This is a genomic window from Streptomyces sp. NPDC048600 (assembly GCF_055587025.1).
Genome location: NZ_JBVJGZ010000010.1, coordinates 216,295 through 239,716, shown reverse-complemented (window position 1 = coordinate 239,716; position 23,422 = coordinate 216,295). Strand labels below are relative to the sequence as shown.

At 72.9% G+C, this 23,422-nt stretch carries 22 protein-coding genes; 13 read left to right on the top strand and 9 right to left on the bottom strand.

All coding sequences use genetic code 11. The features are described from left to right. Positions 1-193: 193 nt before the first annotated feature. Both ACZ6SQ_RS16785 and coaA read right to left on the bottom strand, forming a co-directional pair. On the bottom strand, positions 194-1,132 hold the full coding sequence (locus ACZ6SQ_RS16785) for a DUF389 domain-containing protein (RefSeq protein ID WP_469562152.1): 939 nt from the start codon (positions 1,130-1,132) through the stop codon (positions 194-196). A 23-nt stretch (positions 1,133-1,155) separates the two neighbouring features. After that, positions 1,156-2,124 (bottom strand): type I pantothenate kinase, encoded by a 969-nt coding sequence (gene coaA, locus ACZ6SQ_RS16780; protein ID WP_469562195.1) that lies wholly within the window; start codon positions 2,122-2,124, stop codon positions 1,156-1,158. A 202-nt stretch (positions 2,125-2,326) separates the two neighbouring features. On the opposite strand from coaA, the gene glmS reads away from it, so the two are divergent. After that, entirely contained in the window at positions 2,327-4,174 is a 1,848-nt protein-coding gene (gene glmS, locus ACZ6SQ_RS16775) for a glutamine--fructose-6-phosphate transaminase (isomerizing) (protein ID WP_469562149.1), read from the top strand. A 67-nt stretch (positions 4,175-4,241) separates the two neighbouring features. On the opposite strand, the gene ACZ6SQ_RS16770 is transcribed toward glmS, so the two are convergent. Next, entirely contained in the window at positions 4,242-5,669 is a 1,428-nt protein-coding gene (locus ACZ6SQ_RS16770) for an NAD(P)H-hydrate dehydratase (protein ID WP_469562146.1), read from the bottom strand. 389 nt (positions 5,670-6,058) lie between these two features. After that, on the bottom strand, positions 6,059-6,430 hold the full coding sequence (locus ACZ6SQ_RS16765) for a holo-ACP synthase (protein WP_386377333.1): 372 nt from the start codon (positions 6,428-6,430) through the stop codon (positions 6,059-6,061). 184 nt (positions 6,431-6,614) lie between these two features. On the opposite strand from ACZ6SQ_RS16765, the gene ACZ6SQ_RS16760 reads away from it, so the two are divergent. The 5 genes from ACZ6SQ_RS16760 (at position 6,615) to ACZ6SQ_RS16740 (ending at position 10,915) form a co-directional block, all read left to right on the top strand. After that, complete coding sequence (locus ACZ6SQ_RS16760) at positions 6,615-7,436, top strand: L,D-transpeptidase family protein (protein ID WP_469562193.1); 822 nt, start codon at positions 6,615-6,617, stop codon at positions 7,434-7,436. A 38-nt stretch (positions 7,437-7,474) separates the two neighbouring features. Beyond that, on the top strand, positions 7,475-8,701 hold the full coding sequence (gene alr, locus ACZ6SQ_RS16755; protein WP_469562143.1) for an alanine racemase: 1,227 nt from the start codon (positions 7,475-7,477) through the stop codon (positions 8,699-8,701). 122 nt (positions 8,702-8,823) lie between these two features. Beyond that, positions 8,824-10,056, top strand: coding sequence for an alpha/beta fold hydrolase (locus ACZ6SQ_RS16750; RefSeq protein WP_469562140.1), 1,233 nt, complete (start codon positions 8,824-8,826; stop codon positions 10,054-10,056). Beyond that, the gene (gene tsaE, locus ACZ6SQ_RS16745) at positions 10,025-10,534 is read left to right on the top strand and encodes a tRNA (adenosine(37)-N6)-threonylcarbamoyltransferase complex ATPase subunit type 1 TsaE (RefSeq protein WP_469562137.1); all 510 of its coding nucleotides are present in this window, start codon (positions 10,025-10,027) and stop codon (positions 10,532-10,534) included. The genes ACZ6SQ_RS16750 and tsaE overlap by 32 nt, the downstream gene beginning before the upstream one ends. Positions 10,535-10,762: 228 nt before the next feature. After that, entirely contained in the window at positions 10,763-10,915 is a 153-nt protein-coding gene (locus ACZ6SQ_RS16740) for a hypothetical protein (RefSeq protein ID WP_469562198.1), read from the top strand. A gap of 24 nt (positions 10,916-10,939) precedes the next feature. On the opposite strand, the gene ACZ6SQ_RS16735 is transcribed toward ACZ6SQ_RS16740, so the two are convergent. After that, positions 10,940-11,494 carry a hypothetical protein gene (locus ACZ6SQ_RS16735; protein WP_469562134.1) on the bottom strand — a complete coding sequence of 185 codons (555 nt, stop codon included), beginning with the start codon at positions 11,492-11,494 and terminating at the stop codon, positions 10,940-10,942. A gap of 108 nt (positions 11,495-11,602) precedes the next feature. On the opposite strand from ACZ6SQ_RS16735, the gene tsaB reads away from it, so the two are divergent. From tsaB to ACZ6SQ_RS16710, 5 genes are all read left to right on the top strand, one after another. Continuing rightward, entirely contained in the window at positions 11,603-12,256 is a 654-nt protein-coding gene (tsaB, locus tag ACZ6SQ_RS16730; RefSeq protein ID WP_469562130.1) for a tRNA (adenosine(37)-N6)-threonylcarbamoyltransferase complex dimerization subunit type 1 TsaB, read from the top strand. Continuing rightward, entirely contained in the window at positions 12,253-12,780 is a 528-nt protein-coding gene (gene rimI, locus ACZ6SQ_RS16725; RefSeq protein ID WP_469562128.1) for a ribosomal protein S18-alanine N-acetyltransferase, read from the top strand. The genes tsaB and rimI overlap by 4 nt, the downstream gene beginning before the upstream one ends. Next, entirely contained in the window at positions 12,773-13,864 is a 1,092-nt protein-coding gene (gene tsaD, locus ACZ6SQ_RS16720; protein ID WP_386377342.1) for a tRNA (adenosine(37)-N6)-threonylcarbamoyltransferase complex transferase subunit TsaD, read from the top strand. Before rimI ends, tsaD begins: the two co-directional genes overlap by 8 nt. After that, positions 13,861-14,118, top strand: a complete 258-nt coding sequence (locus tag ACZ6SQ_RS16715) for a hypothetical protein (RefSeq protein ID WP_469562124.1) — start codon at positions 13,861-13,863, stop codon at positions 14,116-14,118. Before tsaD ends, ACZ6SQ_RS16715 begins: the two co-directional genes overlap by 4 nt. A gap of 273 nt (positions 14,119-14,391) precedes the next feature. Then, on the top strand, positions 14,392-14,874 hold the full coding sequence (locus ACZ6SQ_RS16710; RefSeq protein WP_469562120.1) for a hypothetical protein: 483 nt from the start codon (positions 14,392-14,394) through the stop codon (positions 14,872-14,874). A 69-nt stretch (positions 14,875-14,943) separates the two neighbouring features. On the opposite strand, the gene ACZ6SQ_RS16705 is transcribed toward ACZ6SQ_RS16710, so the two are convergent. Genes ACZ6SQ_RS16705 through ACZ6SQ_RS16690 form a run of 4 tightly spaced genes read right to left on the bottom strand, consistent with a single transcriptional unit; the run spans position 14,944 to position 20,497 of the window. Further along, entirely contained in the window at positions 14,944-17,256 is a 2,313-nt protein-coding gene (locus ACZ6SQ_RS16705) for a beta-xylosidase/alpha-l-arabinosidase (protein WP_469562118.1), read from the bottom strand. A 25-nt stretch (positions 17,257-17,281) separates the two neighbouring features. Further along, positions 17,282-18,187 (bottom strand): carbohydrate ABC transporter permease, encoded by a 906-nt coding sequence (locus ACZ6SQ_RS16700; protein ID WP_469562115.1) that lies wholly within the window; start codon positions 18,185-18,187, stop codon positions 17,282-17,284. 4 nt (positions 18,188-18,191) lie between these two features. Beyond that, positions 18,192-19,163: a carbohydrate ABC transporter permease gene (locus tag ACZ6SQ_RS16695; protein ID WP_469562112.1), complete on the bottom strand. Its 972-nt coding sequence runs from the start codon at positions 19,161-19,163 to the stop codon at positions 18,192-18,194. Beyond that, positions 19,160-20,497, bottom strand: a complete 1,338-nt coding sequence (locus tag ACZ6SQ_RS16690; RefSeq protein ID WP_469562108.1) for an ABC transporter substrate-binding protein — start codon at positions 20,495-20,497, stop codon at positions 19,160-19,162. Before ACZ6SQ_RS16690 ends, ACZ6SQ_RS16695 begins: the two co-directional genes overlap by 4 nt. 129 nt (positions 20,498-20,626) lie before the next feature. Between ACZ6SQ_RS16690 and ACZ6SQ_RS16685 the strand changes: the two genes are divergently transcribed. Next, positions 20,627-21,703 carry a LacI family DNA-binding transcriptional regulator gene (locus ACZ6SQ_RS16685; protein WP_469562105.1) on the top strand — a complete coding sequence of 359 codons (1,077 nt, stop codon included), beginning with the start codon at positions 20,627-20,629 and terminating at the stop codon, positions 21,701-21,703. 277 nt (positions 21,704-21,980) lie between these two features. Further along, positions 21,981-23,348, top strand: coding sequence for a glycoside hydrolase family 10 protein (locus tag ACZ6SQ_RS16680; protein ID WP_469562102.1), 1,368 nt, complete (start codon positions 21,981-21,983; stop codon positions 23,346-23,348). Positions 23,349-23,422 lie beyond the last annotated feature (74 nt).

Genomic DNA, 23,422 nt, shown 5'->3' with positions numbered 1-23,422 from the left:
CCGGGTTCTGTGCGTGGCGGGCTGCGGGTTCGTCGTGGCTCGTCGCGCAGTTCCCCGCGCCCCTGAAAGACTGCGCAGTTCCCCGCGCCCCTGAAGAGTCGCGTAGTTCCTCGCGCCCCTGAAGATTGCGCAGTTCCCCGCGCCCCCGGAAAGATTGTGCAGTTCCCCGCGCCCCCGAGCAGTCCTTGGCGGGCTAGGTGAGGTCTGTCACTCTGCGGTGTCTGGCCCAGAACCATTTCTGGGCCAGCAGCGTGAGGGTGCCCGCGGTGATGATTCCGCCCAGGTTGGCGAGGAGTTGGGCGGTGGAGCCCCAGGTCTGGGAGTAGTCGGCGTAGGTGAAGGCCATCGCGGCGTTGGCGGCGGCGGGGACCGTGGTGACCGAGATGGCGACGCCGATCAGGGCGCCCGACTTGGCCGACGTCAGGGACAGGGTTCCGGCGATGCCCGCGAGGAAGGCCACCACGAAGGACATCATGTCGGGCTTCCAGATGAAGGCGGTGTTGGGGCGGTCCGCCTCGATCATGTCCTTGTCGAACAGGCCGACGGCGTCCATCAGCCAGCCGAATCCGGCGGTCAGCAGCATGGCGATGCCGAACCCGGCGAGCAGCGCCCACAGCGAGCGCCGCACCAGCTTCGGGGTGCGCTGCACCAGGGCCGTGCAGATGCCGGCCAGCGGGCCGAACTCCGGGCCGACGGCCATCGCGCCGACGATGAGGATCGAGTTGTCCAGCATCACACCGCAGGCGGCGATCATGGTGGCCACCGTCAGGAAGGCCACGTAGGTGACGCTGAGCGTCGACTCCTCGTGGGTCACGTCCGTCAGGTGCTCCCACAGGACCGCGTCGGCCGCCTCGCCCGGTGCCTCCTCCTCGGCCTTGTCGGCCCGCGTGGAGAGGGACAGGTCGATGTTCTCGACGGCGATCGAGCCCGTCGTGTCGAGCCCCAGTTCCTGGAGCCTGCCGATGAGTTCGTCGCCGGCCTCGCGGGCCACGTCGCACATGACCACGTCCCCGGCGGGGTTGCGCGCGGCACCCGGCACCACGACCAGGTGTGTGGTGCCGAGCGTGCCCTCGATCAGGCGGACCACGGCGTCGGTCTTGCCGGCCGGTGTGATCAGACGCAGATGCAGCATGCGCCCTTTCTAGCAGCCCCCGTTCACAGCTTTCGCAGGGAGAGCCTCTGGACCTTGTGGTCCGGGCCCTTGCGCAGGACCAGGGTGGCCCTGCCCCGGGTGGGGGCGATGTTCTCCACCAGGTTGGGCTTGTTGATGGTGCGCCACATCGTGCGGGCGTAGTCCAGGGCCTCGTCCTCGGAGACCTGGGTGTACTTGCGGAAGTACGAGGACGGGTTCTGGAACGCCGTCTCGCGCAGCCGCTTGAAGCGGTTGAGGTACCAGCGCTCGATGTCCTCGACCCGGGCGTCGACGTACACGCTGAAGTCGAAGTAGTCGGCGAGGCCGACGCGGGTGCGGCCGTCCTTGCCGGGCATGGCGGGCTGGAGGACGTTCAGGCCCTCGACGATCAGGATGTCCGGGCGGCGCACGGTGAGCTTCTCGCCGGGGACGATGTCGTAGATCAGGTGGGAGTAGACCGGCGCGGTCACCTCGCCCTTGCCGGCCTTGATGTCGGCGACGAACCGGGTCAGCGCCCGGCGGTCGTAGGACTCCGGGAAGCCCTTGCGGGACATCAGGCCGCGTTCCTGGAGCACATGGGTGGGCAGCAGGAAGCCGTCGGTGGTGACCAGCTCGACGCGCGGGTGCTCCGGCCAGCGGGACAGCAGGGCCGCGAGCAGACGGGCCACGGTCGACTTGCCGACCGCGACCGAACCGGCGACCCCTATGACGAAGGGCGTGCCGGACTGCGAGCCCTGTTCCCCGAGGAAGGTGTTCAGCGCGCCGCGCAGTCCGTCGGTGGCGCCGACGTAGAGATTGAGCAGCCGGGACAGCGGCAGGTAGATGTCACGCACCTCGTCGAGGTCGATGACATCGCCGAGGCCGCGCAGTTTCTCGACCTCCTCGGCACTGAGGGGGAGCGGCGTCTTGTCGCGCAGCGCGCTCCACTCGGCTCGGGTGAGGTCGACGTAGGGAGTCGCCTCCGGCCTGGGCCGGTGGGCGCTCCGGGGCATCGAGGAGACCGGAGAGATCACAGTCCATTGTTAACGGAGTTTGAACGGCGTGGTGGGTGTGCTCCGTCACCTTGCGCCCGGGCCCGGTCGGTGGCCGATGGGGCGGAAGTCGTGTCCTGAGGGGCCGAACAGGCCTGATTATTTCCGAAATCGGGCACGCGGCGCCGTGTTCGGGCGTGGATCCGACCGTAGGCTGCGGCACATGTGCGGAATCGTGGGATACGTAGGGCCGCAGTCGGCGCTGGACGTCGTGATGGCCGGGCTGAAGCGTCTGGAGTACCGGGGCTACGACTCGGGGGGTGTGGCCGTGCTCGCGGACGGCGGACTGGCCGCCGCGAAGAAGGCCGGCAAGCTGGTCAATCTGGAGAAGGAGCTGGCCGAGCACCCGTTGCCGGCCGGCTCGACCGGTATCGGGCACACCCGCTGGGCCACGCACGGCGGCCCGACCGACGCCAACGCCCACCCTCACCTGGACAACGCCGGCCGGGTGGCCGTCGTGCACAACGGGATCATCGAGAACTTCGCCCTGCTGCGCGCCGAACTCGCCGAGCGCGGTCACCGGCCGGCCTCGGAGACGGACACCGAGGTGGTGGCCCATCTGCTGGCGGAGGAGTTCTCCGCGACCGCCGACCTGGCCGCGGCGATGCGGCTGGTGTGCCGTCGGCTGGAGGGCGCGTTCACGCTGGTCGCGGTGCACGCCGACGCGCCGGACGTGGTGGTGGGCGCGCGGCGGAACTCGCCGCTGGTGGTGGGCGTCGGCGAGGGCGAGGCCTTCCTCGCCTCGGACGTCGCCGCCTTCATCGCCCACACCCGCTCGGCGATCGAGCTGGGCCAGGACCAGGTGGTGGAGCTGCGCCGGGACGGTGTCACGGTCACCGGCTTCGACGGCGCCCCGGCCGAAGTGCGCTCGTACCACGTCGACTGGGACGTGTCGGCGGCGGAGAAGGGCGGCTACGACTACTTCATGCTCAAGGAGATCGCCGAGCAGCCCAAGGCGGTCGCCGACACCCTGCTGGGCCGGATCGACGCGGCCGGTTCGCTCACCCTCGACGAGGTGCGGATCGGCGCGGCCGAGCTGCGCGAGGTGGACAAGGTCGTCCTCGTCGCGTGCGGCACGGCGTACCACGCGGGGCTGATCGCCAAGTACGCCATCGAGCACTGGACGCGCATCCCCTGCGAGGTGGAGCTGGCCAGCGAGTTCCGCTACCGGGACCCGATCCTGGACTCCCGCTCGCTGGTGATCGCGATCTCCCAGTCCGGCGAGACCATGGACACGCTGATGGCCCTGCGGCACGCCCGTGAGCAGGGCTCCAAGGTGCTGGCCATCTGCAACACCAACGGCTCCACGATCCCGCGCGAGTCGGACGCCGTGCTCTACACGCACGCCGGGCCGGAGGTGGCGGTCGCCTCGACGAAGGCGTTCCTGACGCAGCTGGTCGCCTGCTATCTGGTCGCCCTGTATCTGGGCCAGGTGCGCGGCACCAAGTGGGGCGACGAGATCCGGGCCGTCGTACGGGACCTGGCGAGGATCTCCTCGGAGGTCGAGGAGGTCCTGCGGACCATGGAGCCGGTCCGCGCGCTGGCCCGTTCCCTGGCCGACCGCGACACCGTGCTGTTCCTCGGCCGGCACGTGGGCCACCCGGTCGCCCTGGAGGGCGCGCTCAAGCTGAAGGAACTCGCCTATATGCACGCCGAGGGCTTCGCGGCGGGCGAGCTCAAGCACGGCCCCATCGCGCTGATCGAGGAGGGCGTGCCGGTGGTGGTGGTCGTGCCGTCGCCGCGCGGACGTTCCGTGCTGCACGACAAGATCGTCTCCAACATCCAGGAGATCCGGGCCCGCGGTGCCCGCACCATCGTGATCGCCGAGGAGGGGGACGAGGCGGTCGTGCCGTACGCCGACCATCTGATCCGTATCCCCGCGACGCCGACGCTCCTTCAGCCCCTGGTGGCCACGGTCCCGCTCCAGGTCTTCGCCTGCGAGCTGGCAACGGCCCGGGGCAACGAGGTGGACCAGCCGAGGAACCTGGCGAAGTCGGTGACGGTGGAGTAGGACGGTGTGCCCGCCCGGCGGTTCGGCGATGCCGTGGCGGGACACGGCCGGCCGCCCGGCGCGGGGCTCAGTCGCGGGTGTCGCGCCAGGCCTCCGGGAGGGCGTCGGCCACGTCGTGGGCGCCGACAGGGGCGCCGTCGGCCGCGTACCGGCCCGCCAGACCGTGCAGGTACGCGGCCACGCTTCCGGCGTCCCGGGGCGCGAGCCCCGCCGCCAGCAGGGAGCCCGCCAGGCCCGAGAGGACATCGCCGCTGCCCGCGGTGGCGAGCCAGGGGGTGCCGGTGGGGTTCACCCGGACAGGGCCCGTCGCCTCGGCGACCAGCGTGGTCGAGCCCTTCAGCAGGACGGTCGCCCCGTAGCTGTCCGCCAGTTCGCGGGCCGACCTCAGCCGGGCGCCCTCGACCTCCTCGCGGGTCACTCCGAGCAGCGCGGCGGCCTCTCCGGCGTGCGGGGTCATCAGGGTCGGGGCCCGGCGTGCGGCCACGGTGGCCCGGTCCGCCAGGCGCAGGCCGTCCGCGTCGATCAGCACGGCGACGTCGGAGGCCAGGACCTCGGCGACCGTGTCCGCGTCGTCGGCCACGCCGGGGCCGACGACCCAGGCCTGGACGCGTCCCGCCTTGGCCGGGCCGCGTTCCGACACCAGTGTCTCGGGGTAGCGCGCGAGCACCGACTCGCCGGCCGGGCCGACGTAGCGGACCGCGCCCGCGCCGCCCCGCAGGGCGCCCGCCACCGCGAGGACGGCCGCCCCCGGGTAGCGGGCGGAACCGGCCGCGATGCCGACGACGCCGCGCCGGTACTTGTCGCTCCCTGAGGTGGGCAGTGGCAGCAGCCGGGCCACGTCCTCGTGCTGAAGGGCCTCCAGTTCGGCCTCCTCGGGCAGTTCGAGGCCGATGTCCACGAGCCGTACGGAACCGGCGTGGTCGCGCGCCGGGTCGATCAGCAGGCCCGGCTTGTGGGTGCCGAAGGTGACCGTCAGATCGGCGCGGACCGCAGCGCCCCGCACCTCGCCCGTGTCGGCGTCCACCCCGCTCGGCAGGTCCACGGCGACGACGGCGGCCCGCGCACGGGCCGCCGCCTCGGCGAGGTGCTCGGCCTGCGGCCGCAGCCCGCCCTTGCCGCCGATGCCCACGATGCCGTCGACGACCAGATCGGCCTGCTCGATCAGTGCGTCGGCCGCGGCCGGGTCCGTCACCGTGCCGCCCGCCCGGCGCAGGGCCGCCAGCCCCTGTGCGTGCGCCCGTTCGGGGGAGAGCAGCACCGCCGTGACGCCCGCGCCCCTGCGGGCCAGCCGGGCACCGGCGTACAGGGCGTCCCCGCCGTTGTCGCCGGAGCCGACCAGGAGGACGACGCGGCTGCCGTAGACCCGGCCGAGCAGTCCGGCGCAGGCGGCGGCCAGTCCGGCGGCGGCCCGCTGCATCAGGGCGCCCTCCGGGAGACGCGCCATCAGGTCCCGCTCGGCGACCCGCACCGACTCCACGCTGTACGCAGTACGCATGACGACGAGTCTGCCGTGCCCCCACGACACCCACCACCGCCCGCACACAACCGCCCCAAGGGGCGCGGGGAACTGCGCGCCCGCCCACGACGAACCCGCGGCCGCTCACAAACCGGACGTTAGGGCCCGGGCAACCGGAAGCCCCGCACACAACCGCCCCAAGGGGCGCGGGGAACTGCGCGCCCGCCCACGACGAACCCGCGGCCGCCCACAAACCGGACGTTAGGGCCCGGGCAACCGGACGCCCCGCACACAACCGCCCCAAGGGGCGCGGGGAACTGCGCGCCCGCCCACGACGAACCCGCGGCCGCCCACGAACCGCCCCCGCCTGGCCCGGGCCACCGAACCCGCCCACGAACCGCCCCCGCCTGGCCCGGGCCACCGAACCCTCACCCCTCCGCGATCACCACCGCCGACGCCACCCCCGCGTCATGGCTCAGGGACACATGCCAGGAGCGCACGCCGAGTTCGGCGGCACGGGCGGCCACCGTGCCGGTCACCCGCAGCCGTGGCCGCCCGCTGTCCTCGACGTAGACCTCCGCGTCCGTCCACAGCAGTCCGGGCGGCGCACCGAGGGCCTTGGCCAGGGCCTCCTTCGCCGCGAACCGGGCGGCCAGCGAGGCGATGCCCCGGCGCTCCCCGCTGGGCAGCAGCAACTCGTTGTCGTCGAAGAGGCGTTGGGCGAGTGCGGGCGTGCGTTCCATGGCCGCGGCGAACCGGTCGATCTCCGCCACGTCGATACCGACCCCGATGATGCTCATGCCGAGCACCCTAAGGGGGCCGGGGTGCCGCGTACGTCCGGGTGACCCCGCCGCGCGGCTGCCCCGGGCCGCAACGGGCGGCGGTTTTGCTGATCGTGTGACCAGTCGTGTGCAGCGCAGCTCTCGTGGGGACCGTGGATCGCTCGCGTGCCGGAGCGTCGCCGTCCTTCTCGCCGGTACGGTCCTGCTCCCCGTCGCCACGGCCACCGCGGCCGTGCACCCGCCGCCCGCCCCCGGGGAACGGAGCGCGCTCGTGCCCGGCGCGGCGCAGGTCTGGCCCCGGGACACACCGGACCAGGCGCTGGCGCCCCGCGTCCGCGCCCTCTCCGCCCACGAGGAGGCCGTGGAGCCCAGGGCGGCGGCCGCCGGGGCCTACGACCTCGTCGAGTACGTCCCCCTCGGCGAGGCGGTCGCCCGGGTGAAGTGCAGCAAGCAGACGGGGCCCTATCAGCGGCAGGTCGAGAAGTGGCTGAGGCTGAAGGCGGACGGTAGACAGTCGGCCGCCGACTGCAGGGCCATCCGGGCGTTCCAGCTGAAGCACCGGATCACCCCGGCGATCGGCTTCGCCGGCCCGGTGACCTGGGCGCGGATGCAGCTCGTCGGCGCGGGCCGGAACCCCAACGCGGCCGGGAAGTGCCCGGTGCGCGCCCACCGGGTCGCCTGCGTGGACCTGAACCGTCAGCTGTTGTGGGTGCAGAAGGGGAAGAAGGTCGTCCACGGCCCGGTGCCGATGCGCAGCGGCCGGGCCGGCTACCGGACGCGGACCGGCTGGCACACCGTCTACTGGCGGCACCAGAACCATGTGTCCACGCTCTACGGCCAGCCCATGCCGTACTCCCAGTTCTTCAGCGGCGGCCAGGCCTTCCACGCCGTGTACGGGACGATCTTCACCACCGTCGGTTCGATGGGCTGCGTCAACCTCCGGCTCGGGGACGCGAAGAAGCTGTGGGGCGTGTTGAAGAAGGGGGACCGGGTGTACGTGTGGGGGCGACGGCCGGGCACGTGAGCGGGGGCCCGCGCGGGGCCTCTGAGACACTGGGCGGGATGACTGAGACTGCAAGCCCGCCCTCCGCCCCGCTGCGCGCCCGCGCCGAGATCGACCTGGCCGCGCTGCGGGCCAACGTGCGCACGGTGCGCGCGAAGGCGTCCGGCGCGGCCGTGATGGCCGTGGTGAAGTCCGACGCCTACGGCCACGGCGCGCTGCGCTGCGCCCGGGCGGCGCTGGCGGCGGGGGCGACCTGGCTGGGCACGGCGACGCCGGAGGAGGCCCTCGCGCTGCGCGCGGCCGGGCTGCGCGACGTCCGGATCATGTGCTGGCTGTGGGTGCCCGGCGGGCCCTGGCGCGAGGCGATCGAGGCCGAGCTGGACGTGTCCGTCAGCGGCATGTGGGCCCTGCGCGAGGTCGTCGCGGCCGCCCGTGCGACGGGCCGCCCCGCGCGGGTGCAGCTCAAGGCCGACACCGGGCTCGGGCGCGGCGGCTGCCAGCCGGGCGACTGGGCGGAGCTGGTCGCCGAGGCGCTGAACGCCGAGCGCGCGGGGCTGATCCGGATCACGGGTCTGTGGTCGCACTTCGCCTGCGCCGACGAGCCCGGCCACCCCTCCATCGCCGCCCAGCTCACCGGCTTCCGCGAGATGGTGGCCCACGCCGAGGGCCGGGGAGCGCGCCCCGAGGTGCGGCACATCGCCAACTCGCCCGCCGCGCTCACCCTTCCCGAGTCCCACTTCGACCTGGTCCGCGCGGGCATCGCGCTCTACGGCGTCTCGCCCAGCCCCGAGCTGGGCACCCCGGCCGAGCTGGGCCTGCGCCCGGTGATGACGCTGTCGGCGTCCCTGGCCCTGGTCAAGCACGTGCCCGGCGGCCACGGCGTGAGCTACGGCCACCACTACACCACCGCCGGCGACACCACCCTCGCGCTGATCCCGGTCGGCTACGCGGACGGCATCCCGCGCCAGGCCTCCGGCGCCGGACCCGTCCTCGTCGGCGGCAAGTGGCGTACGGCGGCGGGGCGGATCGCGATGGACCAGTTCGTCGTGGACCTCGGCGGGGACGAGCCGGAGGCGGGCGCCGAGGCGGTCCTCTTCGGCCCCGGCGACCGCGGCGAGCCCACCGCGCAGGACTGGGCGAACGCCGCGGGCACCATCGCCTACGAGATCGTCACCCGGATCGGCGCCCGCGTCCCGCGCGTCTACGTCGACGCGGAAGCGGACGCAGGACCAGACGCCGAAGCGGACGCAGACGCGGAAGCGGACGCCGACGGTCAGGACGGATGAGGCGGACGCACGCCTGACCCGCGCGGCGCACGGCACGACGGCAACACCACGGCAACAGCGGGCGGGTAGAACGGCAGCAGCACCCCGGCACGGACAGCGGCACACCGAGTGAGGAGCGGTACGTGAGCGAGAGCAGCGCGGAGGCCGTCGTGGCCGCCGCCTCCGCCGCGGGGGCGGCCGGGAACTGGCGCCGGGCCACCGGGATCGCGGGCGTCGCGATAGGCGTCGTCGCGGCGGGCGCGGCGGCCGGTGTCGCCCTGGAGCGGATGACCGTGGGGCGCGGCATGCGCCAGAAGGCACGTCTCGCCCTGGACTCCGCCGGCCCGTACGGGGCGCTGCGCGGCACCCCCGGCAGGGCGTACGCCGACGACGGCACCGAGCTGTACTACGAGGTCGACGACGTGGAGCCGGAGGGCGGCACCGCGCCGCGCCGGCGGCGGCTGTTCGGCCGCAAGGCACCCGCCCCCGTCACGGTCGTCTTCAGCCACGGCTACTGCCTCAACCAGGACTCCTGGCACTTCCAGCGGGCCGCGCTGCGGGGTGTCGTACGGACCGTGCACTGGGACCAGCGCAGCCACGGCCGGTCCGGGCGCGGGCACGCGCAGATCGAGCGGGACGAGCCGGTGACCATCGACCGGCTCGGGCGCGATCTGCGGACCGTGATCGACGCGGCCGTGCCGGAGGGGCCGATCGTGCTGGTCGGGCACTCCATGGGCGGGATGACGGTGATGGCGCTGGCCGCGCAGTTCCCGGAGCTGGTGCGGGACCGGGTGGTCGCCGTGGCGCTGGTGGGGACGTCCTCGGGGCGGCTCGGCGAGGTGAACTTCGGACTGCCGGTCGCCGGGGTGAACGCGGTACGGCGGGTGCTGCCGGGCGTGCTGAAGGCGCTCGGGCAGCAGGCCGAACTGGTGGAGAGGGGACGGCGGGCGACGGCCGACCTGTTCGCCGGGGTCATCAAGCGGTACTCGTTCGCGACCCGGGACGTCGACCCGGCGATCGCCCGGTTCGCCGAGCGGATGATCGAGGGCACCCCGATCGACGTGGTCGCGGAGTTCTACCCGGCCTTCACCGAGCACGACAAGGCCGAGGCGCTCGCGCACTTCCGGGACCTGCCGGTGCTGGTGCTGGCGGGCGTGCGGGACCTGGTCACGCCGAGCGAGCACAGCGAGGCGATCGCCGGCCGGCTGCCGGACGCGGAACTGGTGCTCGTCCCGGACGCCGGGCACCTGGTGATGCTGGAGCACCCGGAAGTGGTCACCGACCGGCTCGCCGACCTGCTCACCCGTGCGGGGGCCGTCCCGGCAGGGGCTACCGTGGGTGGCTATGGAAGCAGCAGCACCGCACAGCCCGGCTGAGGCCCGGCTAACCGTCACTTCTCCCGACCAGATGCGTGAGCTCGGGCGGCGCCTGGCCAAGGTGCTGCGCGCCGGGGACCTCGTCATGCTCAGCGGGGAGCTGGGGGCCGGCAAGACGACCCTGACCCGCGGTCTCGGGGAGGGGCTCGGGGTGCGGGGGGCCGTCACCTCGCCGACGTTCGTCATCGCCCGGGTGCACCCCGCGCTCGGGGAGGGGCCGCCGCTCGTGCACGTGGACGCGTACCGTCTCGGTGGCGGTCTGGACGAGATGGAGGACCTCGATCTCGACGTCTCGCTGCCGGAGTCCGTGGTCGTCGTGGAGTGGGGCGAGGGGAAGGTCGAGGAGCTGACCGACGACCGCCTCCAGGTGACCATCCACCGGGCGGTGGGGGAGACGACCGACGAGGTGCGGCAGGTGACGCTGACCGGGCTCGGCGAGCGCTGGGCCCCGGTGGACCTCACCGTCCTGGCCGCCTGACCTTCGTTCCGGCCGTGTGAGAGCCGCTCCTCCGGCCGCGTGAGACCGCCGCGGTCCGTCGTGCCCGGCGCGGGCGCGTCAAAGGTGGCGCCCCCGCTGAGTTCACCCGGGCTTTCCGACAAAGCGTCGGGAACATATTGCGCCCCCGGTCATCGGCGTGGTCACATGGTAGCCAGTCCGTGGTTAGGTCTGCCTAACCACGCCCGCCCCCAGTTCCAGGAGGCGTCCGTGCAGGCCATCGAACGTGACGAGAACGCGCCCCGCGCGATGCCCGCGGTGTCCATGCGCGACCTGCTCGCGGCCTGTGCCGCCGCGGCGGAGGTCTCCACACCGCCGCGCGAGCCCGCGCCCCTGCCCGCGGAGCGCCCCGAGGCGGCCTAGGCCCCCGTGGCCGGTGCCGGGCGGCTAGCGGATGACGACGACCTTGTGGCCGACCGTCGCGAAGGCCCACATGGCGTCGCCGTCCGCGCGCGACCCGCGGATGCCGCCCGACTTCACCCGCATGTCCGGCCGCGGGGTGGCGCCGTCCAGGGCCGCGCTGAAGCCGATCGCCACTTGGTCCACGCTCGCGAAACGGACGACGTGCTCGATGGGCGTGCCGTCCGTTCCGGTGACCTTGTTGGACCGCGAGGTGACGCGGTAGGTCCCGGGCGCGGGATCGACGCTGCCGGGGGCGACGGCGAAGGTGCGGCGGACCTTGTTCCCGGAGCCGACCAGCCAGACCCGGTCGTCGTCCAGCGAGTACACGACGCGCTGTCCCGTCCCGGACCCGGACGGCAGGGCGGCGGGGTGCCGTTTGTCGCGCGGGGCCTTGGTGAACGAGACGCCGGCGGGGGAGTCCAGGTGCGCGGGGTCCAGCTCCGGGGGGATGTTCGCGGAGGCCTGGTAGGCGAGGAAGCCGACCGTCGCCAGGGCCGCCGCGGTGAGACCGAGCACGAACCCCGGGCCAGAACTTGTCACGGTCGTCCACCTCTGCGTCGTACGTCCTGATTCGTGGTGACGTTAGCAGTCACCGTCCGGCCCAACGGGACGGCCGTGCCCGCAGCGTGGTGGCCGTAGGCTGTTTGCGTGCTCTTGCTCGCTCTGGATACCGCCACCCCCGCCGTGACCGTCGCCCTGCACGACGGCACGGATGTCATCGCCTCGTCGAGCCAGGTCGACGCGCGCCGGCACGGCGAGCTGCTGCTGCCCGCCGTCGACCGCGTCCTGGCCCAGGCCGGGCTGCGGCTCGACGCCGTCACCGGCATCGTCGTCGGCATCGGTCCCGGCCCCTACACGGGTCTGCGCGTCGGGCTCATGACCGCCGACACCTTCGGGCTCGCGCTCGGGGTGCCCGTGCACGGTGTGTGCACGCTCGACGGCCTCGCCTACGCCGCCGACCTGCATGGCCCCTTCGTCGTGGCGACCGACGCCCGGCGCAAGGAGGTCTACTGGGCCCGGTACGCCGACTCGCGGACCCGGGTCACCGATCCGGCCGTCGACCGGCCCGCCGACATCGCCGCCGAGGTCAAGGACCTGCCCGCGGTCGGGGCGGGCGCGCTGCTCTACCCCGACACCTTCCCCCGCGTCCACGAGCCCGAGCACGTGTCCGCCGCCGCCCTGGCCCGGCTGGCCGCGGAGCGGCTCGCGGCAGGCGTCGAGCTGCCCGAGCCGCGCCCGCTGTATCTGCGCCGGCCGGACGCCCAGGTCCCCAAGAACTACAAGGTGGTCACCCCGAAGTGACCGCACCCGTGACGACCGTGCGCGAGATGCGCTGGTGGGACATCGATCCCGTGCTGGTCCTGGAGAAGGAACTGTTCCCGGAGGACGCGTGGTCCCGCGGGATGTTCTGGTCCGAGCTGGCCCACGCGCGCGGGCCCGGGTCGACCCGTCGCTATGTGGTCGCCGAGGAGGGGGACCGGCTCGTCGGCTACGCGGGCCTGGCCGCCGCCGGCGGGCTCGGGGACGTGCAGACCATCGCCGTGGCCCACGACCACTGGGGCACCGGCCTCGGGGCGCGGCTGCTGGCCGAGCTGCTGAGGGCGGCGACCGCCTTCGAGTGCGCCGAGGTCATGCTCGAGTGCCGGGTGGACAACGTCCGCGCGCAGCGGCTCTACGAACGCTTCGGCTTCGAACCCATCGGGTTCAGGCGCGGCTACTACCAGCCGGGGAACGTGGACGCCCTGGTGATGCGCCTGACCACCGCGTCCGACAGCGGCCCCGCAGCGGGCGCGGCCTCCGTACAAGGAACCGAGAACCATGACTGACGAACCCCTGGTGCTGGGGATCGAGACCTCCTGCGACGAGACCGGTGTGGGCATCGTGCGCGGCACCACCCTGCTGGCCGACGCGATCGCCTCCAGCGTCGACGAGCACGCCCGCTTCGGCGGCGTCGTGCCCGAGGTGGCCTCGCGCGCCCATCTGGAGGCGATGGTGCCGACCATCGACCGCGCCCTGAAGGAGGCCGGGGTCAGCGCCAGGGACCTCGACGGCATCGCGGTCACCGCGGGTCCGGGTCTCGCGGGCGCGCTGCTGGTCGGCGTCTCGGCCGCCAAGGCGTACGCCTACGCCCTCGGCAAGCCGCTCTACGGCGTCAACCACCTCGCCTCGCACATCTGCGTCGACCAGCTGGAGCACGGCCCGCTGCCCGAGCCGACGATGGCCCTGCTGGTCAGCGGCGGTCACTCCTCGCTGCTGCTGTCCTCGGACATCACTTCCGACGTCCGTCCGATGGGCGCCACCATCGACGACGCGGCCGGCGAGGCCTTCGACAAGATCGCCCGGGTGCTGAACCTGGGCTTCCCCGGCGGCCCGGTCATCGACCGCTACGCCAGGGAGGGCGACCCGCGGGCCATAGCGTTCCCGCGCGGGCTGACCGGGCCGCGCGACCCGGCGTACGACTTCTCCTTCTCCGGTCTGAAGACGGCCGTGGCGCGCTGGATCGAGGCGAAGCGGGCCGCGGGCGAGGAGGTGCCGGTGCGTGACGTGGCGGCGTCCTTCCAGGAGGCGGTCGTGGACGTGCTGACCCGCAAGGCCGTACGGGCCTGCCAGGACGAGGGCGTCGACCACCTGATGATCGGCGGTGGCGTGGCCGCCAACTCCCGGCTGCGCGCACTCGCCCAGGAGCGCTGCGAGCGGGCCGGCATCCGGCTGCGGGTGCCGCGGCCGAAGCTGTGCACCGACAACGGCGCGATGGTGGCCGCCCTCGGCGCCGAGATGGTCGCCCGGGGCCGGGCCGCCTCCGACTGGGACCTCTCGGCGGACTCCTCCCTGCCGGTGACCGACACCCATGTCCCCGGGCACGGTCATGATCATGTGCACGAGGTGAGCAAGGAGAACCTGTACCCGTGACGGTCGCCCTGATGTGGGAGGCGCGGGCCCTGCCCGGCCGGGGCCCGGAGCTGCTCGACTGGGCCCGCGCCCAGGTGCTCCCGGCCGAGCCCCTGCGCCGTGAGACGCTCCGCGCGCCCCAGGACCGGGTGCTGGTGATCACCTGGTGGGAGGCGGCGTACGACGCCGAGCTGCCCGAGCTGCCGGAACCGGACGCGGACCTGGTGACCCGGGCGGTGCACCGGTGGCGCTTCGAGTCGGCCGACGAGGGCTGACGCGGGGTTCCGCGGCTCCGGCCGCTGCGGTGCGCGTCTGAGGCGGGTTCCGCGACTCCGGGCCGCTGTGGTGTACATCTGACGCACTGTCGTGGCACGTACCCGGACGGTCGCCGCGCGGGTGGTGGGCAAGCGCTGCGTTGAACAGTCAACTAAGCGTAAAGTTTGGCATTTTACCCCAAATGTGCATAGCGTGGAACGCAACCACGAGACCCCACAGGAGGTTCACCACCCCTAATCCATGTCTGCCGACTTGGAGGAGGCTTATCAGCCATGCTTCGACGTCGTAGCATCGTCGCGCTCATCGCCGCACTGTTCATAGGCGTGTTCGGAGGACTCGCCCTTGCGGCGAGCGCCCACTTCGTGCGTGCCAGTGCCAGTGGCCCGAGCGGCAGCGGCACACTCTCGGTCAACTTCAAGATCGCGGGGCTCGGTGACACCGTGACGACGACCGTCACGGCTTCCGCCGACGCCACCGCCACCTATGCCTGCCAGAACAACGGCGGCAACTTCCCGAGCGATCCCAAGAAGACGCAGGCCAGCGGCCCCGTCAGTGCCAGCGGTGACTTCACGTCCGGCAAGAACGGCCAGGTCACCGGCTCGCTGACGCTGTCGCCGCCGACGAGCAACCTCACCTGCCCGGGTGGGCAGCGCGTGGTCCTCGTTGCCGTCAGCTACACCAACGTGGCGGTTTCCGCCTCCGGTGCCAGCCAGAGCATCCCCGGCACGTTCTCCCGGGTCTTCTTCCAGATCTGATCCCGCACAGCGCTGAGGAGAACACCCTGCCCGGCCGGACGGCTCCGGCCGGGCAGTCGTACGCGCGGGTCAGGACGCCTCCGACACCTCTGTCCCGCACAGCAGTTGACGGTCCGGGCCCAACTGCCGCTCGGGGCCGGTCAGTCGCAGCCGGGCGCGATGGACGGTCTCCGCGCTCGACCTGCCCAGCCGCAGCTCCAGCTCGCCGGGCTCGACGATCCGCCGCCCCCGGGCGTCCGTGAAGGAGGACAGATCGGCGTGGAAGCGGAAGGTCACCCGGGCCGCCGCGCCCGGCTCCAGCTCCAGCCGCCGGTAGCCGACCAGACGGACGTCGGGGCGGGTGACCGAGGCCACCGGGTCGTGCAGATAGAGCTGGACGACCTCGGCGCCGGCCCGGTCTCCCGTGTTGCGGACGGTCAGCGACAGCTCGCAACCGCCGTCCGTGGCCAGGTCCGTGCCGTCGGCGAAGTCGCTCCAGTCGAACGACGTGTACGAGCAGCCGTGCCCGAAGGCGTACAGCGGGGTCGGGTCCAGGCTGCTGACCTCACCGGCCAGCCCCAACGGAGGCTGGAGGTAGGTCCAGGGCTGTCCGCCGGGACCGCGCGGGACGCTGACCGGGAGGCGGCCCGAGGGGTTGACGCGGCCGGAGAGCACACCCGCGACGGCCGGGCCGCCCTCCTCGCCGGGGAAGTGGGCCTGCACGGCCGCCGCCAGCCGGCCCTGCCAGCGGCCCAGCGCGTAGGGGCGCCCGGTGAGCAGCACCAGGACCACCGGGACGCCGGTCGCCAGCAGTGCGTCCAGCAACTCGCCCTGCACCCCCGGCAGTCGCAGATCCGCCACGTCGCAGCCCTCGCCCGAGGTGCCGCGTCCGAACAGGCCCGAGCGGTCGCCGAGCACCGCCACACAGACGTCGGCCTCGGCCGCCCGCGCGACCGCCTCCTCGAAGCCGCCGGTGTCCGGGTCGTCGACCCCGCAGCCCTCGGTGAACGTCACCTTGGCGTCCGGGAGTTCGCCGCGCAGCGCCTGGAGGACCGTCGGGACGGCGATGCCCATCGGCACCTCGGGGTGCTGCACGCCCACATGGGAGGGGAAGGAGTAGCAGCCGAGCATCGCCAGCGGGTCCGTCGCCCGGGGGCCGACGACCGCGATCCGGGTGTCCGGGGAGAGCGGCAGCACCCCGTCCGGGTTGGCGAGCAGGATCACCGACTCCTCCGCGAGCCGGCGGGCCAGTGCGCGGTTGGCCGCCGAGTCGAGGTCGACCGGTCCGGCCTGCTCCGGCCGCCAGTCCTCGTCCAGCAGGCCGAGTTCGCACTTCTGGAGCAGCACCCGGCGGGCCGCGCGGTCCACCAGCTCCGCCGGGACCGTGCCCGCGCGCACGGCCTCGGCGAGCGGCGCCCCGAAGCAGTTCAGGGTGGGCAGTTCGACGTCGACGCCCGCGGCGAGGGCCGCGTGCGCGGCCTGGGCCGGGTCGGCGGCCACCCGGTGCAGGGTGCGCAGGAAGTCGACACCGAAGTAGTCGGAGACGACCGTGCCGGTGAACCCCCATTCCTCCCGCAGGAGTTCGGTCAGCAGCCGGGCGTCTGCGGTGGCGGGCACCCCGTCCGTCTCGTTGTACGCGGCCATCACCGACCGCGCCCCGCCCTCGCGCAGGGCCGTCTCGAAGGGCGGCAGCGTCACATCGCCGAACTCCCGCACCCCCGCCCGCACCGGGGCGAGGTTGCGCGCCCCCGCCGAGGAGGCGTACCCGGCGAAGTGCTTGAGCGTGGCCACGACGCCCGCCGACTCCAGGCCCCCGACATAGGCGGCGCCGATCGTGCCGACCAGGTAAGGGTCCTCGCCGATGGTCTCCTCGACCCGGCCCCAGCGCGGATCGCGTACGACGTCCAGGACCGGCGCGAGACCCTGGTGCACCCCGACCGAGCGCAGGTCGTGCCCGATGCGCCGGGCCATCTCCGCCACCAGGGCGGGGTCGAAGGTGGCGCCCCAGGCGAGCGGCACCGGGTAGGCCGTCGCGCCCCAGGCGGTGAACCCGGCGAGGCACTCCTCGTGCGCCAGGGCGGGGATGCCGAAGCGGCCCGCGGCGGCGATCCGGCGCTGGGCGGCGGCGAGCGAGCGGGCGCCCGCCACCGGCTCGACGGGGGCGGTGCCGAAGGGGCGGGTGAGCTGGCCGAGGCCGCGGGTGATCAGCTCGGCCCAGTCCTCGTCGGTGAGGCCGGCGCCCATCTGGTCCTGGAGCGGGGCGACACCGTCGCCGTCGGTCCCGGCGCCCACCCAGACGCCGTACAGCTGGGCGGTCTTCTCCTCCAGGGTCATCCGGGAGAGCAGGTCGGTGACGCGGTCGGCGGGAGGCAGGGCGGCGTCACGCCATGCGGCGGTGGTCATGAGACTCCTGTCGGGGTCGAGTGGTTCACTTGCCGCCTACGCCCATCAGGCCGCTGACCAGCGCGCGGCGCGCCACCAGATAGACGGCGAAGACCGGGATGCCGGAGAGGACGACCGAGGCGAGCAGCGCGGGGACGTCGACCCCGAACTGGCTGACGTAGGTGAAGAGTCCGAGCGTGAGGACCCGGGGGCCGTCGGACTGGGTGAAGATCAGCGGGAAGAGGAAGCCGTTCCAGGCCTGGAGCGCCGAGTAGATGACGACCGTGCTGATACCGCCCCTGGCCAGCGGGACCGTGAGCTGGAACAGCATCCTGAGCGGGCTCGCCCCGTCCAGGGCCATCGCCTCGTACAGCTCCTCCGAGATGTCCCGCAGCGTGCCGACGAGGACCAGTACCGAGACCGGCATGGCGAACGCGGCCGTCGGCAGGATCACCGCGAGCAGGCTGTCGTACAGGCCGAGTTCGGCGATCAGCAGGTACAGCGGCACGACCACGGCCTGCGCGGGGATCGCCACGCCCATCAGGAACAGCCGGAAGGCGGCGCCCGACCAGCGTGTCCGGGTGCGCACGGCGGTGTAGGCGAGCGGCACGCACAGGCCGAGGACGATGCCGACCACGCTCACCGCGACGATCGCGGTGTTGGCCAGCAGATGGCCGAAACCGCTGTTCAGGACGGTGTTGTAGTTGTCGAGGGTGGGCTCGGCGGGCGGGGCGAGGGGGTTGCCGGTGAGGGCCTGCTCGGGGCCGGTCAGGGACGCGGAGAGCATCGCGTAGACCGGGATCAGCACGATCACCAGCCAGATCAGCGCGCCCGCGCCGGCGACCGGGTTGGCGCGGCGGGTCCAGTGGCGGCGCCCGCGGCGCGGTCCGCGCGGGGGCGGCGGCGCGGGACCCGTGGTCTTCGCCGGGCGCGGCAGCGTGTCGTGGGACATCTCGTCACATCCCTTCGCGGGTGCTGCGCATGCCGCCGAAGCCGGTCAGCCCGACCAGCAGCAGGGACAGTCCGGTGGCGGCCAGCACCAGGAAGGAGGCGATGGCGCTGGCGTAGCCGAAGTCGTACGTCCGGAAGCCCGCCTCGTACATCAGGTACGGCAGGATCGCGGTGTCCGTGCCGGGGCCGCCCCTGGTGAGGATCAGGACGGTCTCGAAGTACGTCAGGGAGCCCACGACGATCAGGACCGTGGAGGTCGTGAAGGTGTGGCGCAGTTGCGGCAGCGTGATGGAGAAGAACTGGCGGTAGCGGCCGGCCCCGTCGATGGCCGCGGCCTGGTAGAGGACCTGCGGGATCTGCTTGGCGCCGCCCTGGTAGATCAGCGTGTGCAGCGGGATGAACTGCCAGCCGCCGACGAACACGATCGCCAGGAAGGCGCCCGAGGACGAGCCGAGGGTGTCCTGCCGGACGACGCCGAAGTTCGGGTCGAGCAGGGCGTGGAACAGCACCGCGACCGCGGTCGAGGACAGCAGCAGCGGCACGAAGAACACCGCCGACAGCACCGCCCGGTTGCGCTGCGGGCCGGCCGCCCAGACGCCGAGCAGCAGCGAGACGACCGTCTGGAACAGCCAGCTGGCCACGGTGAGCAGCACGGTGAGCTTCAGGGACTGGCCGAGGCGGGGGTCGTCGAGGAGCTTGCGCCAGTTGTCCAGGCCGACCGGGACCGGGTCACCGAGGCCGTCCCAGGACGTGAAGGACAGATAGAAGGCGAGGGCCATCGGGACCACGGCGAAGAAGGCGAAGAACAGCACGCCGGGCAGGGCCCAGGCGGCGTGCGGGCGGCCCGCGCGGGCGGGGCGGTGGGCCCTCGTCCGCGCGGCACCGGCCCGGGAGGCGTCCGCGCCGGGGGCGCCCGGACCGGCGGCGTCCGCCGTGGAGGCGCCCGTCCCGGGGAAGTCCGCTTTCGTGGCGGTCACTTCAGGCCCTTGCAGGCGGACACGAACCGGTCGGGCGAGGACTTGCCCGCGAACAGCTTGCCGATCTCTGTGTGCATCCGGGTGCCGAGCTCGTCGCCGAGCGCCTGGTCCCAGGAGAGCGTGAAGGCGGGTGCCTGCCGGACCATCTCGTACTGGAAGCGGGCGTACTCGGGGTTGGGCGCGGAGGCCAGCAGCGCCGAGGCGCCGGAGGTGGTCGGCACGTCGCCGTTGGCGATCAGGTCCTTGGCGTACGCCTCGGAGGCGCACTCCTTGAGGAAGGCGATCGCGGCGTCCTTGTTGCGGGCACGGGAGTTGACGGACCAGTAGTTGGTGGGGTTGCCGACGACGTTGCGCACGTCCCCGGTGCCGCCGTCGACCTGGGGGAAGGGCGCCCAGCCCAGGTCGTTCCTGGCGAAGTCGGGGAACTTGCCGAGCTGCGTGGAGTACTCCCAGGAGCCCATCAGGTGCATGGCGGCCCTGCCCTTGGCGAAGACGGCCGGGGCACCGCCGTTGACGTACGACACCGAGGTGAACCTGGAGCCGAAGGCACCGTCGTCGATCAGCTCCTCGACCAGTTCGGCGGCCCTGAGGACGGCCGGGTCGCCCCAGCCCTCGGCGTCGCCGTCCTGGATACGCCGGAAGACCTCCGGGCCGCCGATGCGGTCCACCAGGTACTCCAGCCACATCAGTTCCGGCCATACGTCGGAGCCGCCGAGCGCGAAGGGGGTGATGCCGGCCTTCTTGAGCTTGGCGTTGTTGTCGAGCAACTGGTCCCAGGTGGTGGGCGGCCGGAGCCCGTGCTCGGCGAAGACCGCCTTGTTGTAGAAGAGGATCACCGGCTGCATACCGCGCATCGGGATGCCGTAGTGGCGGCCCTCGAGGTCGCCCGCGGCGAGCACGGCGGGCAGGAAGCCGTCCTTGAGGACCGGGTCGGACTCGATGGTGCCGGTGAGGTCGACCAGCTTGCCGGCCTCCTCGTACGCCTTGATCGAGCCGCCGCCCCAGTTGAAGAACAGGTCGGGGGCGCCGGGCGAGCCCATGGCCGTGCGCAGCTTGGGCGAGTAGTCCGAGCCGGGCACCTTCTCCAGCCTGACCCTGCCGCCCGCCCTCTTCGCCGCGGCCGAGGCGTTGAACCGGTCGACGGCGGCCTGCTGCACCTTGACCGCGTCGTCGCCGTAGACGAAGGCGGTGAGCGTGTCGCCGCCCCCGCCCGCACCGCCGTCGCCGTCGCCGCAGGCGGCCAGGGCGGAGCCGAGCAGCGCTGCGGCACCCGCGCCGAGCACTCGGCGCCTGCTGAACGTGCGTCCGCCGTGGGACGGCGTGGTGGACCCCATGACAGCACCTCTCCCGGAGAGTCGAACGAAAGGAATGGCGAAAGATTCGAGCCGAATCACGAATGTTCCGGGAACGTATGGCGACAGGAGGGGTCCGTCAAGACCGCGCGCAGAGATACGATCGCCGGCATGACAGCTCCGGAATCCGCTGAAACCCAGACAGCAGCTCGTTCGACGCAGACCGCGACCCTCGCCGAGATCGCCCGCGAGGCCGGTGTGTCCGCCCCGACTGTTTCGAAGGTCCTCAACGGCCGGGCCGATGTGGCCCCGGCGACCCGGCTGCGTGTCGAGGAACTGCTGCGCACCCACGGCTACCGGCGCCGCCGCGCCGAGGCGAGCCGCTCCCCGCTGATCGACCTGGTCTTCCACGAGCTGGAGAGCGCGTGGGCGCTGGAGGTCATCCGGGGGGTGGAGAACGTGGCCCGCGACGCCGGGCTGAGCGTGGTCCTCTCCGAGATCGCCGGGCGGCTCACCCCCGGCCGGACCTGGGCCGACCAGGTCGCCGCCCGCCGCCCGCACGGCGTGATCCTGGTGCTGTCCGAGCTGGACGAGTCCCAGCGCGCGCTGCTCACCAGCCGCTCGATCCCGTTCGTGGTGATGGACCCGGCGGGCGACCCGGGCGCCGACGTGCCCTCGATCGGGGCCACCAACTGGCAGGGCGGCCTCGCCGCCACCCGGCACCTGGTGGAACTCGGCCACACGCGGATCGGCGCGATCAGCGGGCCCTCGCGGATGATGTGCAGCCGTGCCCGGGTCGACGGCTACCGGGCCGCGCTGGAGACCGCCGGGCTGCCGGTGGACCCGGAGCTGATCGTCACCGGCGACTTCCACCACGAGTCCGGCTACCGGCTGGGGCTTGAGCTGCTGCGCCGCCCCGACCGGCCCACCGCCGTCTTCGCGGGCAACGACCTCCAGGCGCTCGGCCTGTACGAGGCCGCCCGTGAGCTGGGGCTCCGGGTCCCGGAGGACCTCAGCGTGGTCGGTTTCGACGACCTGCCGGTGGCCCGCTGGGTGGGGCCGCCGCTGACGACCGTGCGGCAGCCGCTGACCGAGATGGCCGAGGCGGCGGCCCGGCTGGTGCTGGAGCTGGGCCGCGGCGACGACATGGCCCCGGCGGCCACCCGGGTGGAGCTGGCGACCAGCCTCGTGGTGCGCAGCAGCACGGCCGGGCCGGTCGGGGCCGGGAGCGGGGCGGCGGGGGCCTGAGGCGCGGGGCGGGATGCACCGCGCGCGGGTGGTGGGGCGACGGGGCCTGAGGCGCGCGACGGGGCTTTAGGCGCGTGGCGGGGCGTACCGCGCGGGGGTGGGGCGCCGGGGGCCCGAGGTGCGCCGCGGGATGCACCGCACGGGGAGCCGGCCGGTACGGCCGGGACCCGGGTGGCCGGAAGTTGACGTATTGACGGGTGGGGTCCTGCCCTCCACACTCCACCGAAGCCAATCGGTTGTACCACCGAAACATTCGACACTTTCGGAGGCACCCGCAATGCGCTCCACCCGACCGCGATTTCTGAGATCAGGCCTCGTATCCGCCCTGACCGGCCTCACCGCGCTCGGCGCGCTGCTGTTCGCCGCGCCGGGCGCGCAGGCCGTCGACACCCCGTTGCGCGACCTCGCCGCCGCCAAGGGCAAGCTCATCGGCTCGGCGGTGAACCCCGCCAAGCTCACCGGCACCTACGGCGGCATCGCCGGCCGCGAGTTCAACACGGTCACGCCCGACAACGCCATGAAGTGGGAGTCGGTCGAGCCCAGCCGCGGCACCTACAACTGGGGCCCGGCCGACCAGGTCGTCGCCTTCGCCGCCGCCCACGGCCAGCAGGTGCGCGGCCACACCCTGGTCTGGCACAGCCAGAACCCGGGCTGGCTGGCGAACGGCAGCTGGACGCCGGCCCAGCTGAGCACCGTCCTCCAGGACCACATCGCCGCCGAGGCGGGCCGTTACAAGGGCAGGATCGCCGCCTGGGACGTGGTCAACGAGCCGTTCAACGAGGACGGCACCTACCGGTCGAGCATCTGGTACAACGGCCTCGGCCAGGACTACATCGCGAACGCCCTGACCTGGGCGCGGGCCGCCGACCCCGGCGCCGAGCTCTACATCAACGACTACAACGTCGAAGGCGTCAACGCGAAGTCCACCGCCCTGTACAACCTGGTCAGGTCGCTCAAGCAGCGGGGCGTCCCGATCGACGGCGTGGGTCTGCAGGCCCATCTGATCCTCGGTCAGGTGCCCTCCACCCTCCAGCAGAACATCCAGCGCTTCGCCGACCTCGGCGTGGACGTGGCGATCACCGAGCTGGACGTGCGGATGCAGCTGCCGTCGACCTCGGCCAAGCTCACCCAGCAGGCCGCCGACTACAAGGCCGTGACGGACGCCTGTGTGGCCGTCGCCCGGTGCGTCGGGGTGACCGTGTGGGGCTTCACCGACTCCGACTCCTGGGTCCCGGACGTGTTCCCCGGGTACGGCGCGGCGACGCCGTACGACGAGGCCTTCGCGCCGAAGCCCGCCTACCACGCCATCGCCGGCTCACTGGGCGGCACCACCACGCCTCCGGACCCCGGCAACGGCTGCACGGCGGCCTACAGCGTGGTCAACCAGTGGAACTCCGGCTTCACCGGCCAGGTGAAGATCTCCTGCGCCGGTGCCGCGCTGTCCTCCTGGAAGGCGACCTGGACCTTCGGCGCCGGCCAGGCCCTCACCCAGGCCTGGAGCGCCAACTGCACCCAGTCGGGCGCGGCCGTCACCTGTACGAACGCCTCGTACAACGGCACGGTCCCCGACGGCGGTTCGGTGACGTTCGGGTTCAACGCCTCCTGGAACGGCAGCAATCCGGTGCCCGTGGTGACTCTGGGCTGAACCCCCGCCCCGGAAGATGAGATTCTCCCTAGAAAACCGGAGTGACGTTCCCGCCCGTAATATTTCGGACGTAC